18 protein-coding genes are annotated in these 14,999 nt (G+C 44.3%); 7 read left to right on the top strand and 11 right to left on the bottom strand.

All coding sequences use genetic code 11. The features are described 5' to 3' along the window. Window positions 1-13: 13 nt before the first annotated feature. A complete protein-coding gene (locus NDN13_RS14185; RefSeq protein WP_251115917.1) occupies window positions 14-442 on the bottom strand; it encodes a hypothetical protein in 429 nt (142 codons plus the stop codon). A 108-nt stretch (window positions 443-550) separates the two neighbouring features. On the opposite strand from NDN13_RS14185, the gene dapB reads away from it, so the two are divergent. Together dapB and NDN13_RS14175 are read left to right on the top strand one after the other, a co-directional pair. Beyond that, window positions 551-1,372 carry a 4-hydroxy-tetrahydrodipicolinate reductase gene (gene dapB / locus NDN13_RS14180; protein WP_005201708.1) on the top strand — a complete coding sequence of 274 codons (822 nt, stop codon included), beginning with the start codon at window positions 551-553 and terminating at the stop codon, window positions 1,370-1,372. A 96-nt stretch (window positions 1,373-1,468) separates the two neighbouring features. Further along, window positions 1,469-2,119, top strand: a complete 651-nt coding sequence (locus tag NDN13_RS14175) for an START domain-containing protein (RefSeq protein ID WP_251115916.1) — start codon at window positions 1,469-1,471, stop codon at window positions 2,117-2,119. Between the two features lie 39 nt (window positions 2,120-2,158). On the opposite strand, the gene NDN13_RS14170 is transcribed toward NDN13_RS14175, so the two are convergent. After that, window positions 2,159-3,346 (bottom strand): MFS transporter, encoded by a 1,188-nt coding sequence (locus NDN13_RS14170; RefSeq protein ID WP_251115915.1) that lies wholly within the window; start codon window positions 3,344-3,346, stop codon window positions 2,159-2,161. Window position 3,347: 1 nt separating this feature from the next. Then, window positions 3,348-4,154: a 2,5-didehydrogluconate reductase DkgB gene (gene dkgB / locus NDN13_RS14165; RefSeq protein ID WP_251115914.1), complete on the bottom strand. Its 807-nt coding sequence runs from the start codon at window positions 4,152-4,154 to the stop codon at window positions 3,348-3,350. A gap of 137 nt (window positions 4,155-4,291) precedes the next feature. Between dkgB and NDN13_RS14160 the strand changes: the two genes are divergently transcribed. Then, window positions 4,292-5,194 (top strand): LysR family transcriptional regulator, encoded by a 903-nt coding sequence (locus NDN13_RS14160; protein WP_251115913.1) that lies wholly within the window; start codon window positions 4,292-4,294, stop codon window positions 5,192-5,194. Here NDN13_RS14160 and NDN13_RS14155 read toward each other — a convergent pair. Then, on the bottom strand, window positions 5,142-5,552 hold the full coding sequence (locus NDN13_RS14155; RefSeq protein ID WP_251115912.1) for a hypothetical protein: 411 nt from the start codon (window positions 5,550-5,552) through the stop codon (window positions 5,142-5,144). The two genes, NDN13_RS14160 and NDN13_RS14155, sit on opposite strands and share 53 nt — an antisense overlap. Window positions 5,553-5,642: 90 nt before the next feature. On the opposite strand from NDN13_RS14155, the gene NDN13_RS14150 reads away from it, so the two are divergent. Further along, entirely contained in the window at window positions 5,643-7,058 is a 1,416-nt protein-coding gene (locus NDN13_RS14150) for an aminotransferase-like domain-containing protein (protein ID WP_251115911.1), read from the top strand. On the opposite strand, the gene ahr is transcribed toward NDN13_RS14150, so the two are convergent. The 7 genes from ahr to NDN13_RS14115 all read right to left on the bottom strand — a co-directional run bounded on the left by ahr (window position 7,055) and on the right by NDN13_RS14115 (window position 11,854). Beyond that, the gene (ahr, locus tag NDN13_RS14145) at window positions 7,055-8,080 is read right to left on the bottom strand and encodes an NADPH-dependent aldehyde reductase Ahr (protein ID WP_251115910.1); all 1,026 of its coding nucleotides are present in this window, start codon (window positions 8,078-8,080) and stop codon (window positions 7,055-7,057) included. The genes NDN13_RS14150 and ahr overlap by 4 nt on opposite strands. Window positions 8,081-8,116: 36 nt before the next feature. Continuing rightward, entirely contained in the window at window positions 8,117-8,671 is a 555-nt protein-coding gene (locus NDN13_RS14140) for a DNA-3-methyladenine glycosylase I (protein WP_251115909.1), read from the bottom strand. 36 nt (window positions 8,672-8,707) lie between these two features. Further along, entirely contained in the window at window positions 8,708-8,953 is a 246-nt protein-coding gene (locus NDN13_RS14135; RefSeq protein WP_251115908.1) for a hypothetical protein, read from the bottom strand. 9 nt (window positions 8,954-8,962) lie between these two features. Beyond that, window positions 8,963-9,460 (bottom strand): M23 family metallopeptidase, encoded by a 498-nt coding sequence (locus tag NDN13_RS14130; RefSeq protein WP_436899310.1) that lies wholly within the window; start codon window positions 9,458-9,460, stop codon window positions 8,963-8,965. A gap of 77 nt (window positions 9,461-9,537) precedes the next feature. After that, window positions 9,538-10,575, bottom strand: a complete 1,038-nt coding sequence (mutY, locus tag NDN13_RS14125; protein ID WP_251115906.1) for an A/G-specific adenine glycosylase — start codon at window positions 10,573-10,575, stop codon at window positions 9,538-9,540. A 217-nt stretch (window positions 10,576-10,792) separates the two neighbouring features. Next, complete coding sequence (locus NDN13_RS14120; protein WP_251115905.1) at window positions 10,793-11,530, bottom strand: dienelactone hydrolase family protein; 738 nt, start codon at window positions 11,528-11,530, stop codon at window positions 10,793-10,795. A 165-nt stretch (window positions 11,531-11,695) separates the two neighbouring features. Next, entirely contained in the window at window positions 11,696-11,854 is a 159-nt protein-coding gene (locus NDN13_RS14115; RefSeq protein ID WP_016162498.1) for a DUF1328 domain-containing protein, read from the bottom strand. Window positions 11,855-12,039: 185 nt separating this feature from the next. On the opposite strand from NDN13_RS14115, the gene NDN13_RS14110 reads away from it, so the two are divergent. The 3 genes from NDN13_RS14110 to ampC all read left to right on the top strand — a co-directional run bounded on the left by NDN13_RS14110 (window position 12,040) and on the right by ampC (window position 14,976). Then, window positions 12,040-12,492, top strand: a complete 453-nt coding sequence (locus NDN13_RS14110; RefSeq protein ID WP_251115904.1) for a YcgN family cysteine cluster protein — start codon at window positions 12,040-12,042, stop codon at window positions 12,490-12,492. A 107-nt stretch (window positions 12,493-12,599) separates the two neighbouring features. After that, window positions 12,600-13,763: a PQQ-dependent sugar dehydrogenase gene (locus NDN13_RS14105; protein WP_251115903.1), complete on the top strand. Its 1,164-nt coding sequence runs from the start codon at window positions 12,600-12,602 to the stop codon at window positions 13,761-13,763. Between the two features lie 25 nt (window positions 13,764-13,788). Continuing rightward, the gene (gene ampC / locus NDN13_RS14100; RefSeq protein WP_251115902.1) at window positions 13,789-14,976 is read left to right on the top strand and encodes a class C beta-lactamase; all 1,188 of its coding nucleotides are present in this window, start codon (window positions 13,789-13,791) and stop codon (window positions 14,974-14,976) included. The last annotated feature ends 23 nt before the right edge of the window (window positions 14,977-14,999 follow it).

The raw sequence follows: 14,999 nt of genomic DNA, 5'->3' as shown, positions 1-14,999 counted from the left end.
ATAAGGCAATAGATTAACGCCAAAATTTCCACCAAGATTTTTGTGGGGGATGTAGTACCTTTTCATCTTGTAAGAGCGTTTCTAAACGACAGATCATATTTTCAATCACACCATTGATAATCATAGAGCCGAAGAGTCCAGTATGGTATTTTTCATGGACTAAAATGTCGCTGATAAAATAAGCTATTTCTTGTATGTCGAATTGATCAACTCCGCCAATTGTTTGTGCCTGTTTGATATCGACTGATTTTTTATATTTTGAAAAAACGAAAATATGACGAAACAAATCTTCTAAGTTGGAGATCGGGTCTATGTATAGACTTGCCATCATTGCAGCATCGTCTAAATAGAGTTCCTGATAAGTCTTGGGGAAATTGGGAATATTTCGATAATATTTAACCAGTTTATCTATTTCAAATGCGTTATAAGGTTTGACTGACATCGTGTGCCTTAAATTTCAATTTTCTTAAATGCCTTATTTTAACTTTTTTACAAACACAGAGTTTTGCTATAGTAGCTGAATTGTTTAAATAAAAGACTGGGAAAAATTATGTCATCTTCTCCACGCATTGGAATCTTGGGTGCAGGCGGACGCATGGGGCGTATTCTGATTCAAGCGGTACAACAAGCAGGCTACCAACTGGCAGCCGCTGTTGAGCGTCCTGAAAGCAGCTTGGTGGGTGCAGATGCAGGGGAACTTGCAGGCATTGGCAACATCGGTGTCAAGATCGTGGGAAGTTTGAGTGAAGTCTTAAAAGACTGTGATGTGGTGATTGATTTCACGGCACCGGTTGCAACGGAACAGCATTTGAAGCTATGCCGTGAAGCAGGTGTGGCCATGGTAATTGGCACCACAGGAATGTCGGATGAACAAAAGGCATTTTTGGATGAGACGGCAACCCAGACCCCAGTCGTCTATGCTGCTAATTATTCAGTGGGCGTCAATGTGTCGATTAAATTACTGGAACTCGCAGCGAAAGTGTTTGGCGATACGGTGGATATCGAAATCATTGAAGCGCACCATCGCCATAAAGTCGATGCGCCTTCTGGTACGGCATTTATGATGGGCGAGGCGATTGCCGATACTTTAGGCCGTAATTTAAAAGAAGTGGCGGTGTATGGCCGTGAAGGTTATACCGGCCCTCGTGATCGTCAAACCATTGGTTTTGAAACCATTCGTGGTGGCGATATTGTCGGTGAACATACAGTGATGTTTATTGGTGAGGGTGAGCGTGTTGAAGTCACGCACAAAGCCACCAACCGTATGAACTTTGCTTCAGGTGCAGTCCGTGCAGCAGCGTGGGTGGTTGGCCGTGAAGCACGTAAATATGATATGAAAGATGTTTTAGGCTTTAACGAGATTGATGTTTAAAACGTTCCTTTTTTGTACTATAAAAGAGCTTGTTGAGCTTTCTTTCCGAAAGGAGTGAAACAAGCTCTCGCCCTGATTACAACAATTGAGCATGACATGAATAAAAAACATATTGTTCTTGCTACACTGCTCAGTCTCAGCAGCTTTGCGGTGACTGCAGCAACAGATACAGCCAAACTCAGTTTGCATCGGAATAATATTAAGGTTTGGACGTACCAAACAGAAAACAATCCGATTATCCAATATAAAGCTGAAACCACATTTGACGTACCCTTAGAGCGCGCTGTGGCAGTGGTACTGGATGTAGAACGTACACCGCAATGGGTGCCGTATGTGGGCAAGGCACAAATGCTGTCTCGGGATGATAAAAAAGGTGAATTTACCCTATATATGGTACTGGATTTTCCTTTCCCTTTAAAAGACCGTGATGTGGTGATTAAAGGCAAAATGACTAAGAATGCCGATGGCAGCATTAATATTAAAAATAATGCCATTCAAAATAACTACCCTGAGCAGCCTGATGTGGTGCGTTTAAGCAAATACGCAGGGGAATGGACCTTTCAGAAATTAGCCAATAATAAAGTCAAAGTGACCACCAGTGGCTATGCTGATCCAGCCGGTTCAATTCCATTGAGCTTTGTGAATATGTTTGTGCAGCAACAACCTTATCAAATGCTGATGAAAATGAAAAAGGAAGTGAATAATCCTTTATATGCACAGCCGAAATTGCCTGATGTACTGAAATAATAAAAAAGCCTGATTGAAATCAGGCTTTTTTATTTGTGCTTAAGCTTGAGGGCACTGTTTTAGCTGTGGATTTGCTTTTGATACAAGTTTCATTTGAATGAATACGAGAATTAAGCCGATACCTGCTAATACTGCTCCGATCATAGAGACTGCCGCATAGTTTAAGCCGAGGCTTAAGACTGCACCGCCTGCTGCAGCTCCAATGGCATTGCCTAAGTTAAAGGCACCAATATTCACTGAAGAAGCAAGACCTGAGGCTTCATGTGCAACCGACATCACGCGCATTTGTAATGGCGGAACAATGGCAAAGGCTGCTGCGCCCCAGATCACCAAACCGATTGCTGCACCCAATTGGCTTTGAGCAAGGATTGGGAAGATGACCATCAACGCGATCAGTAGTACCAAGAAGCCAATCAAGGTTTTATCAATTGATAAGTCTGCAAACTTCCCACCGAAATGGTTCCCGATTGAAAAACCAATTCCGATCAAGACCAGCATCATAGTGATAAAGGTCGGTGAGGCATGGGTAAACTCAACCAGACTTGGTGCGATATAGGTGTACAAGGTAAACATCGCTGAGGCACCAAATACGGTTGTGAGCAATGCCAATACCACGGGGAGACGAGTAAGAACACTTAACTCCATTTTTACATTTGGCTTTTGTCCAACAGAGCCGACCGGAAGGGCCTTCCAAAGTGACAGCATGGTGATGACACCGAGGGCTGAAATCGCGAGGAAAGACATTCTCCAACCAATGTTTTGCCCCACCCATGTTGCCAGTGGTACACCACCAATATTGGCGATGGTGAGGCCCATAAACATGGTGGCCACCGCACTGGCCTGTTTATTTGCTGGAACAACACTGGCCGCCACCACCGAGCCAATCCCGAAGAAGGCACCGTGGTTTAAGCTGGTAATTAATCGAGCACCCATTAAGCTCATGTAATTGGGTGCAAAGGCTGCGATCAGATTACCGATGGTGAAGATTGCCATGAGTAGAATCAGGGCATTACGACGGGCAAAGCCACCAAACCACAGGGTCATGATCGGTGCACCGAGCATTACACCCAGTGCATAACCTGTAATCAACATGCCTGCACTTGGAATCGATACCCCAAGGTCATTGGCAATATTGGGCAACAGCCCCATTGGAGAGAACTCTGTTGTTCCAATTGCAAATGCACCAATCGCCAGTGCCAGCAAAGGAAGGTTGATGCGGCTGCTCATATTATTTGTCCCATTCAGGCGCAAATGGTTCAGGACTCACTTCTCGACCATTACGTTCAAGTTGAGCGATCAACTGCATTTCCTCTGCACTTAAAGTTAGGTCTTGTGCTTTTAAGTTGCTGATCAGGTTTTCACGTTTGGTTGATGATGGAATCACAGCAAAACCATTTTGTAAGGCCCAAGCCAAAGCGACTTGTGCGGTGGTTGCTTGATGCTGTGCAGCGATCTCAACTAAGGTTGGGTCCTGCAGTACTTTGCCATAAGCCAAGGTCATGTATGAAGTCACATCAATATTTTGTTCACGTAAATAGTTCACCAAATTACGGTTCTGTAAATATGGGCTGAGTTCAATCTGGTTGGTGGCAATGTGTTCGACACCAATGCTGTCAATCGCTTGCTGGGTCAAGGCGATATTAAAGTTTGAAATCCCGATTTGTTTCGTCAAACCCTGTTGTTTTGCCTCTAATAACAATTGCATCACGCTTGGGATGGAGACACCCAGTGCTGGAGCAGGCCAGTGAATTAAAGTGAGATCAACGGCATCGGTACGTAGTTTTTGCAGACTGTCTTTTAAGCTGGGAATGAATTTATCTTCAGCAAAGTTATCGACCCAGATTTTTGTGGTGAGGAATAAATCTTGGCGCGCAACGCCGCTTTCAGCAATGGCTTGGCCAACTGCCGCTTCATTCTCATAAACCTGTGCCGTATCGATGGCACGATAACCCACATCAAGGGCGGTTTTAACTGAGTCAATGACTGCTTGATCTTTAAGACGGAAAGTACCTAAGCCAAATTGTGGAATACGCATATTTTTTACCTAATCTTGTGTTGCTCGATTGAGCGTTTTCTGTTGATGGGTGCAATTTTGCAATGATTATTGTTGCTAAAAAATAGATGAATTTGCAAAATACAGTTGACTAAATATCAATAATTGAGAGGGTGGCAATGAAATCTACGGTAGAAGAACTGCTTGCTTTTATGACCATCGTCGATACAGGTTCATTTATTGCCGCTGCTGAACGACTGGGACAGACGGCATCTGGGCTGAGTCGCTCGCTCAGCCGTTTAGAATCCAAGCTCGAAGTGACCTTATTAGAACGGACCACGCGAAAATTAAAGCTCACTCAAGAAGGCCAGCAGTTTTTACAACAGGCCCGTAAAATCCTGAGTGATTTGAATGCCGCCGAAGAAGCTTTACAAAAATCAGATCAGGATACTTCGGGAGTGATTCGGATTGACTCAGCCACACCTTTTATTTTGCATGTGATTACGCCATTGGTACATCAGTTTCGGCAGTGTTATCCCAATATTGAAATCGAGTTGAATAGTAATGATTTGGTGATTGATTTACTGGAACATAAAACCGATGTGGCGTTTCGTTTTGGTGAATTACATGATTCCAGCTTACACGCCAAATTGGTGTGTAAAAGTCGTATCTATATTGTTGCCAGTCCTGAATATCTAAAACGCAAGGGCACGCCTTTACAGCCTCAAGCATTGCCTGAACATGATGTGATTGGTTTTACCCGTCCAACCTACATCAACACTTGGCCGATTAAAATTGAGGGAGAGTATTTTCAAGCACAACCCAAAGTGAGAGCGTCAAGTGGTGAAACGGTCCGACAACTGTGTTTACGTGGGCAGGGTATTGCTCGGTTATCTGAATTTGAAATTTGGCAGGACATTCGAGAAGGTCGTCTTGAGGCGCTGTTTGAAGATCAAATCGAACATTCTTATCAAAGCATCCATGCTGTTTATTATCAACAAGAGCACTTGCCGAAACGTGTCCGTTTATTTATTGAGTTTTTGACTGAGCAACTAAGCCAGGGCTTCTCGGTTTGCCAATAGCATCATTTTGCAGTTGTACATTCAGCACCGGAATTGATGGCCCTGTTTTTTGTATCACTGACACAACAATATGTTGCTGCTGTAGCTTGCATTCAAGTTCGACTGTTGGCAGAAAGTTGCTTGAGAGTATCAAACCATTTTCATTGGGTTTCTTATAGGTCAGTTTGATAATGCGAGTCTGCTCGGGGGCGTCACTTTTTTCCATTTTCCATAATTCATAGGTCGGTTGGTTTTGAATTTGCAGATAGCCCTGAGAAAGTGATTTACACACTTGCTGTTGTTGATGGGTGGCTTGATCAGTGAGATTGCAGCCTGTAAATAAAACGGCGCTTAATATAAATAAGATATTACTTTTCATGGTCTTATCCTTTGGCTGTTGATTTTTATAGCTTAACGGTGTTGTATAAACCAATACAGATACAGAAATTTATAAAAAAGCAGTACAGAGATGACCTTCCAATATCAACGTTTAGCAGAACAGCTGGCGCATAAAATTTACCAGCATGAGTTACAGCCACAACAGAAGTTAAGTTCTTTAAGGGAATTTGCACGTCAGCAAAGTATTAGCCTGAGTACAGCGCAACAGTGTTACGAACTACTAGAAGCCAAAGGGTTGATTTATGTAAAAGCCAAATCGGGCTATTTTGTCAATTCGAGACAATATCAAAGTGCCGTACCTGACAGTCCCAGTTTTGAATCTAAGGCGAGGCAAGTTTCAAATTTAGACTTGCAAAACCAGATTCAGACCGCCTCAATTCAACACAATTTAACCCCTTTGGGGGCGATTCAATTGTCTCCGCATTTGATTCCTGTGGATGGGTTGCGTCGCTCTTTACAACGCGCGCTCAAGCATTGTCAGCCCGAAGATTTTTTATATTGTAATAAGCAGGGGCATCAGCATTTACGCCAAGCGTTGTCAGACCATTGGCGTGAAGATGGAATTTATGTTGCGACAGAGGATATTTTTATTAGCAATGGCTGTATGCCAGCTTTATCCCTGTTAATCCAACAGATTAGCAAAGAAGGCGATAGTATTTTAATTCCAACCCCGACCTTTAATGGTCAGTTGCAAATGCTGGCCAGCCTCAAGCGCAACATTATCGAAATCCCAGCGGATCATCGTGGTGTTGATCTAGAACGTTTAGAATTTTTCATGCAGCAGGGCAATGCCAAACTGTGTTTGCTCACCGCCAATTTCCAGAACCCTTTGGGTTATTGTCTTAGCAATGAACAGAAACAGCAGATCGCGCTACTGGCACAAAAATATCAATGCTTTATCTTGGAAGATGATATTTATGGCGAATGCAGTTTCCAAAAGGAACGACCTATGCCGATTCGTTATTGGGATCAGGACGGTTATGTGATCTGGTGTGGTTCGGTCTCTAAATCATTATCAACCGCCTATCGGGTCGGGTGGTTCTGTTTAGGGAGACAGTTGCAACACTTACGTCCACAGTTGCTGGCCAATAACGTGGGGGTGAATACGCCGTTACAGTTAGGTTTAGCCGACTTTATTTATAGTCGTGGTTATCGGGAGCATTTAGACCGACTCAGACCCAAGTTAATGCAGCAAGTAGAGCAGTACCGAGCGTACATTTTAGAGCGTTTTCATGGCATTCCGATTGCGCTGAGCCAGTCACAAGGTGGCTATGCTTTATGGATGCAGCTTCCAGAAAGTATCACGGGTTTGGAACTGTATTATTTGGCGCAAGCACAGGGGATAAACATTGTGCCGGGTGAAGTGTTTGGTGAAGACCGTCGTTATCAGCATTTTATCCGCTTAAATGCGGGCCATGCCTTAACAGCAGAAATCCGCCAAGCGATTCAACAGTTGGCGGATTGGGTCAGAACAAGCCTGAATTAATCGAAATCGGCTTTGAGCACAATACGATAACGCGCTTGGCCTGAATGCAGACGTTCAATCGCTTCATTCAGTTGCGACATCGAAAATAGCTCAATCTGTGGCGCAATGTTTTTACGTGCGGCAAATTGCAGCAGTTGGCGTAGCGCCAAAGGTGAACCTGTAGGCGACGCAGTCACCGATTTGGCGCCACTCATGATTGCCCCGACGGCAACAGGAATGGGTTCTAAAGTAATCCCCAAGAAATGCAGGCTACCATTCGGTGCAAGGGTATTTAGATAGGCTTGCCAGTTCAACGTCACATTGACAGTACTGAGCAATAAATCAAACTTACCTCGTTGTGCCTTGATCGCTTGAGCATCACGGCTATTGACCACGTGGTCGGCGCCCATGGCTTTCAGCTCTTCCGTTTTATCTGGATTAGAACTAAAGGCAGTGATTTCACAGCCCCATGCTTTCAGTAATTTAATCGCCATATGACCGAGACCACCGATTCCAATCACACCGACATGATGCGTGGCTTGAATCTTGTGCTTGAGCAAAGGATCAAAGACGGTAATACCACCACACAGTAGTGGGCCAGCACTTTCAGGGTCTAAATCGTCTGGTAGGGGAATGACCCATTGCCAACCTGCACGAACTTTGTCGGCAAAACCACCAGCATGCCCAACGATGGTGGCAGTTCTTTCGCCAGTACAGAGCACCTGATTGCCACCGATACAGGGATCACAGGCTTGGCAGGTCTCAGCGGTCCAACCTATTCCTACTCGTTGACCGAGCTTCAACCCTTTGGCTTCTGATCCTAGTGCAATGATGGTCCCAATGATTTCATGTCCAGCCACCGCAGGGTAAACCGATGATTGCCATTCATTATTAATTACCGACAGATCAGAATGGCATAAGCCACAATATTCAACTTTGACTTCAACCTGATGGGCTTGTAATTCTCCCGCATCAAATTGGTACGGCACCACTTGCTCACCTGCTTGCATTGCAGCATAAGCACGAATTTGATTATTGCTCATTGGAACTCCCATTCAAGGAAAATCGATGATGATTTGTTATTTAAATTGGCAATGATTTTCATGATCATTGACCATACCAACCGCCTGCATAAAGGCATAACAGGTGGTCGGGCCCACGAATTTAAAGCCACGTTTTTTTAAAGTTTTGGACAGTTTTTGGCTAAGTTCAGTTTGTGCAGGTGCTTCGCGGTAATTCGCCACATCATTATTTTCAGTTTGATGATCGACGAAACTCCATAACCAAGCAGGGACATCTTCGACTTCATCTTTCAGTTTGAGCCAAGCAATGGCATTGTCGCGAATAGCTTTGAGTTTGCCGATATGACGGATTAAACCTGCATCACTGAGTTTGAGTTCGAGTTGATCATCGCTGAGTGCTGCGACGTCTGCAATGGAATGTTGAAAGAAATGTGAGCGGTAGTGTTCACGTTTTTTCAGTACCGTAATCCAAGAAAGCCCCGCTTGTTGTCCTTCCAGACAGAGCATCTCAAACAAATGGGTTTCATCATGTTGCGGCTTGCCCCATTCCTGATCATGGTAGGCAATATAGAGGGGATCATCGGAGCACCAGCCACAGCGTTGAGTTGACATATTTGATGCTCCTTGTTGTTATTTGAACAGTATCATTTAAAGTTGGAATACCACCCATTCATTTGGGCGAGTATCCCAATAATACAATTCTGCATCGGTTAAATCAGCAAATTTAAGCCAAAAGTCTTTACCTGATTTATCGGCAAAGCCGGTACTGATCAGCAAGGCTTCTTCAGTAATTTCCATAATCCAACCCTGATAGCTGGTGCCATTCAGGATGATTTTTTGCTGATTTCCAGACTCTGCAAATTCAACCAGACGTTCAATCAATGCTTCTGACATTGTGTGTTCCTAACGTAAATATGGGTATGGGTTGACTGCACCACGCCCTTTGCCATTTAAATAAATTCCATAGTGTAAATGCGGAGCGGTATAGCGGGCGTTACCGGTATTGCCCACGTAACCGATCAGATCACCTTTACGGACATAGTCGCCAACATTGAGACCACGTTTATGTCCATCCAGATGCGCATAATAGTGCCAAGAGCCTGCTGGACCCATGATCCAGATTACCTTGCCACCTAAATTATTATTACGTAAATCAGCAACTAAGCCTTCGGTCGCACTATACACTTTCGTACCGCGCTCTGCCATGATATCGATTCCCTCATGACTGCGGCCCTGACTCCGTGCCGCGCCCCAAGTATCCCGTAATTCATTTCGACTCACACCTTTGACAGGCACAGGCAGGCGGCTGTCTAAACGCATGCTCTTGAGCTTGTTCACCTGAGCATTGGGTAAGGGGGTAGGCTTCTTTGGGGTGGTGGCACATGCTGATAGTAAAACCATCAGCACACCTAGAACCGTATAGGAAATCGAATGACGCACACAAACTCCTTGCGTTTTGAACTACAGCATTGAAGGGGTTAAGCCTTTTGTTTGGCTGTGATCAATTTTTTCATGGCTGTTGGAATGCCTTTGGCAATCGCAGTTTCTGGACTGAACCATATGCCATTTAATTCGATGCTGAGTTGTTCTTTTTGATCGTGTTCCACGTGGAACAACTTTTCATGCAGCAACCAAGTAAAGTGAGTAAAGCTATGGCTAATCTGCAAAGATGATACTTGAGCTTGTAGTTTAAAGTGCTGTTCAATCTGTTGTAATTCGGTTGCTTGCTCGATGATCGGGAGGCAATACAGTCCCCCCCAAAGCCCATGTGCTTCACGTTGTTGCCACAGCCATTCATCACCTGACTGAATCAGGAGCACATTCGCGGTTCTGACGGGGATGGGCTTCTTGGCCTTTTTAAACGGTAGTTCCTGTTCTAGTCCTTGTTGATAGGCCTGACAGTGTTGCTGCATTGGACAGTATAAACACAGTGGCTTTTTCGGGGTACAGACTGTTGCGCCTAAATCCATGATTGCTTGGGTGTAATCATGATTGCGCTCTTCTGGGCAAAGAGCTTCCGCAATTTGCCAGAGTGTTCGTTCATGTTGAGGTTTGGATAGATCATCTTCAATGGCGAGGAAACGAGCCAATACACGTTTCACGTTGCCGTCCATAATTACGCCATATTGACGTAAGCCGAGCGACATGAGCGCACCAGCGGTGGAGCGACCAATGCCTGGCAGCTCAATCCATTGTTCGAGTGTTTCTGGAAATTTCCCTTGTTGACTGACAATACCTGCTGCTTTATGCAGATTGCGTGCACGGGCGTAGTAGCCAAGACCTGCCCAATAAGGTGCGACATCATCCCAACTGGCTTTTCCCAGGGTTTCAACACTCGGGAAGCGTTTAATAAAACGGTCGAAATATTGCAGTACAGTTTTGACTTGAGTCTGTTGCAACATGATCTCTGAGACCCACACTTTGTAGGGATCATCGGCTACTTGCCATGGTAGGTCGTGGCGACCGTGTTGGTCGAACCATGTCAGGAGTGCATCAGAAAATGAGAAATCAGGCATGAATCAGAACAGTAAAAAGCAGAGCCGTAGTATAGCGGAAATAGGCAGAGGAGTTGATGTATACAAACAAATTCGTGATTAAATGCTGATCAAGATTGGCTTTTGCAAAGGCGACATTCATGTCACCTTGCACGAGTAGAAATTTTCTAGGATTTAAACAAACGATATCGTCGCTCAATTCCGTGTTGATGGGGTTTTGAGAGATCGTCTTTTCAAATCACTTTAAATGTTTATCTAACAGCTCATACATCGCCTCAAGACTTTGACGCTCTGCTTCGACGTTATAGCCTAAGTCAACATTATTGGCTTTAGCACGCTCGTCTGCGAGCGGATTACTAAAACCATGTTTGGCATCTTCAAAAATAATCACCTCATGATCCACGGCAGCGTCATGCATTTCCTGACGGAAGCTGGCGACATTGTCCAAAGTGACCATGCTGTCCAGTTCGCCATGTAGGACTAAAATCTCGGCTTTGACTTTGCCTTTCTCAGCAGGAGCTTTCGGACTTAATATCGCATGGAACGTGGCAACGGCTTTGATATCTGCACCTGAACGCGCCAAATCTAGCACCACTTTACCGCCATAGCAGAAACCAACCGCTGCCAATTTGTCAGCATTCACTTCTACTTGAGCCGCTAAAGCATTTAAGCCTGCTCGAGCACGGTCAACAATGGTATCTGGCTGTTCAAAGGTTTGGTTCATCCATTCCGATGCTTGAGGCACGGCTGTGGTCACTTTTTTATCACCATACATATCAATCGCGAGCGCAGCAAAACCATGTGCCGCCAGCTCGCGCGCGCGTTGCTCGGTATATTCATTACGGCCCCACCATTCAGGTGCAACAATCACACCTGCAACAGGTGTATCAATTGCTGGCGCTGCAAAATAACCAATTAAACGTTGACCATCAGGCGCGGTATATTCAATTTCACGTGTGTTAATCGAGAAGCTCATGATTTAATCCTGATCTGTATTTTTAGACTGCCTTGATTAAAGCATAAAAAAGTAAAATGAGTGATAGGACAAAATCAGAAATGCGGTGTCTATCATGATTTTTAGCCATAAAAAAAGAAGAATCAGGGATTCTTCTTTTTGAGTATGAGCGAGATGAATACAGAACTAAACTTTGCCTCTGGATAGGAAACCAACGATTGCTAAAATAGCGGCAACTACAAGTAAAATAACGGCAAAGTCTTTGGATAAACCTGCAACACCACCAAAACCTAATAAACTGGCAATGAGTGCAATGACGGCAAAAATAATGGCCCAACGGAACATGTTGTGTCCTCCTATTTTTTCATTCTTTTTTCACTATAGCGCGTGTTTTTTGCACAAAATGTGGTGTTTATGTGGTTTAAATGTTTAATACTTAAAGAAGTGTTAAACCAATTAAAAGAGTAAAGTCAGCAAAGCAAAGATGAATGCTATAATAGAAAGCTCTGTTTAAAACTGAACGCTCTGGTATGTCCGTCGAACTGCGCCCCAACTTTTGGAAACACTATCCGCTGGATCAGCTCAGCAATGCGGAGTGGGAAGCATTGTGTGATGGTTGTGGTTTATGCTGTCTGGTTAAACTTGAGGATGAAGAAACAGCAGAAGTGGCCTATACCAAAGTGGCATGCAAATTACTGGACTGTAAAACTGCGCGTTGTTCAGATTATCCCAATCGTCAGCAGCAAGTGCCAGATTGTATCCAGCTGACGCCTGAACGACTCAGCACCATTTCTTGGTTACCATCCAGCTGTGCGTACCGTCGATTAAGTGAAGGTAAGAATTTACCTTCATGGCATTACCTGAATACTGGTTCACGGCAAAGTGTGATCAAGGCTAAGAAGTCCGCTGCAGGGCGTTGTATTTCAGAAGCTGAAATCGATGAAGAACAAATTGAAGATTATATTGTGCGTTGGATACGTTAATCGCGGCTAGCAAATCAATAAGACATGATGATCATAAAAACAACACTTTTGCAGTTTTTTTATTGCTGATGTTCCCTAAGATAAAGGATAAAAGAGGGAGATAAGCCATGAATAAACTGTGGATGACACCTTGGCTCTATAGCGGCATTTTATTGCTGGCTGCGTGTGGTGCCAACGAAAGCAATTCTAAAACGCCAGAACAGAATACAGCACAACAGGCGTCAAGCCAGCGCATTGCACAAAAGTATCAGATTGAGAGCGTCGCTGAATTTGATGAGCCATGGGCGATTGCGAGTTTGTCCGATCAGCGTTTACTGATTATTGAGCGTAAAGGGCAATTAAAATTATTTGATCCCCAAACCAAGAGCAGTACCAATGTCGTTGGTGTTCCAACCGTCAGTTATGGTGGGCAAGGAGGCTTAGGTGATGTGATTTTGCATCCTGATTTTCAGCAAAATCATGAATTATATTTAAGCTATGCCAGCAAAGGTCAGGGTGGTTATGGGGCCGAGATTGCACATGCAAAACTGGATTTATCTGATCCTAAACACCCCAAGCTCACGGATTTAAAAACCATTTGGCAACAAGTGCCGAAAGTGTCAGGGCAAGGTCATTATGGTCATCGTATGCAGTTTGGTCCCGATGGCAAACTTTGGGTCAGTTCGGGGGAGCGCCAGAAGTTTGATCCCGCCCAAGATTTAAACAGTAATTTAGGCAAGATTTTACGTTTAAATGCTGATGGTACGCCTGCTGAGGGCAACCCGTTTCAGCAAAAAGGCGGTGTCACTGCAGAGATTTGGTCACTGGGTCATCGTAATCCATTGGGCATGGCTTTCGACCAGCAAGGACAATTGTGGGTGGTTGAAATGGGCCCTAAAGGTGGTGATGAATTAAACCGTATTGTGAAAGGGGAAAACTATGGCTATCCAACGGTTTCGAATGGCGACCATTATTCAGGGTTGCCGATTCCTGATCATGATACCCGTCCAGAATTTAAAGCCCCTGAAATCGATTGGACACCTGTGATCTCACCGTCTAGCTTAATCATTTATTCAGCTCAGCAGTTTCCCCTGTGGCAACACAAAGCATTGATTGGTGGTTTATCCTCTCAAGCAATTGTGGTGGTGGATTTAGCTGCTAAACCAGTTCAAGAAGTTCAACGACTTGAGATGAAACAACGAATTCGTGGCCTACATCAAGCCCAAGATGGTTCAATCTGGGTGATCGAAGATGGACCGAAAGCCAAGCTACTTAAACTGCATACCAATTAAATTTTAACTCCAAGTGATACAGATAATGAATCAACCGAAAGCCTTTTCTATGACTTTAAAAAAACTATTTGTACTTACAGGACTGTTGTCCTGCAGTTCAGCGCTTTGGGCTGGAAATTTGACCGAGCAACAAGTTCAAACCATTGTTGATCAGCAATTTAAGCCTTTATTGGCACAATATAAAATTCCAGGTATGGCCGTTGCTGTGACCTTGAATGGTCAACATTATTTCGTGAATTATGGGCTTGCTTCAAAGCAAAACCAGCAAGCGGTCAGCAACAGTACTTTATTTGAACTTGGCTCGGTTAGTAAGACCTTTAATGCGACTTTAGCAGGCTACGCACAGGCACAAGGACAACTGTCTTTGTCGGATCATCCTGCCAAATATTTCCCTGAACTGAAAAATACTGCGGTCAATCGTGCCACGATCTTGAATCTGGGGACCTATAACGCAGGTGGTTTTCCGTTGCAGTTCCCCGATGAAGTGGTTCAGCAGCAGGATATGATCAAGTATTTTCAGACTTGGCAAGCAAAAACCAAAGTCGGCGCTGCCCGTCAATATTCCAACCCAAGTATTGGTTTGATGGGCTATGTCACTGCCTTGGCAATGGAAAAACCGTATAGTGAACTGATTGAAACAACCTTGCTGCCACAATTGGGAATGACACAAAGTTTTATTCGAGTACCTGAGCAGCACATGTCGCAATATGCATGGGGGTACAAAGCCGATCAAGCCATGCGTGTTTCACCGGGTATGTTTGATGCAGAAGCTTATGGGCTGAAAAGTAGCAGTGCGGATATGCTGAAATTCCTCGATGCGCAAATCAATCCACAGCAGTTCAAACAACCACTTCGCCAAGCGATTGAAAATACTCATGTGGGTTATTTTAAAGTGGGTGCAATGACCCAAGGCCTGGGCTGGGAACAGTATGCCTATCCTGTAGCACTTGAAACACTGTTACAGGGTAACTCGAGCAAAATGGCGTTAGAAAGTCATGCAATCACACCAATTAAACAACCAAAGCTTGCCATGCCTGCGACCTTCTTTAATAAGACAGGAGCAACCAATGGTTTTGGTGCCTATGTGGCCTTTATTCCGCAGCAAAAAATTGGAATCGTGATGTTAGCCAATACCAATTTTCCCAATGAAGAGCGGATCAAAGCCAGCTATCGGGTGATGCAACAGTTGGTTCAGAACAACAGCGCGCAATAGAATGTCGCGTGAGTGCAGATTCA

This window comes from Acinetobacter sp. C32I (assembly GCF_023702715.1).
Taxonomy (GTDB): Bacteria; Pseudomonadota; Gammaproteobacteria; order Pseudomonadales; family Moraxellaceae; genus Acinetobacter.
The sequence above is the reverse complement of the archived record's forward strand: the minus strand, read 5'-3'. Positions and strand labels throughout refer to the sequence as shown.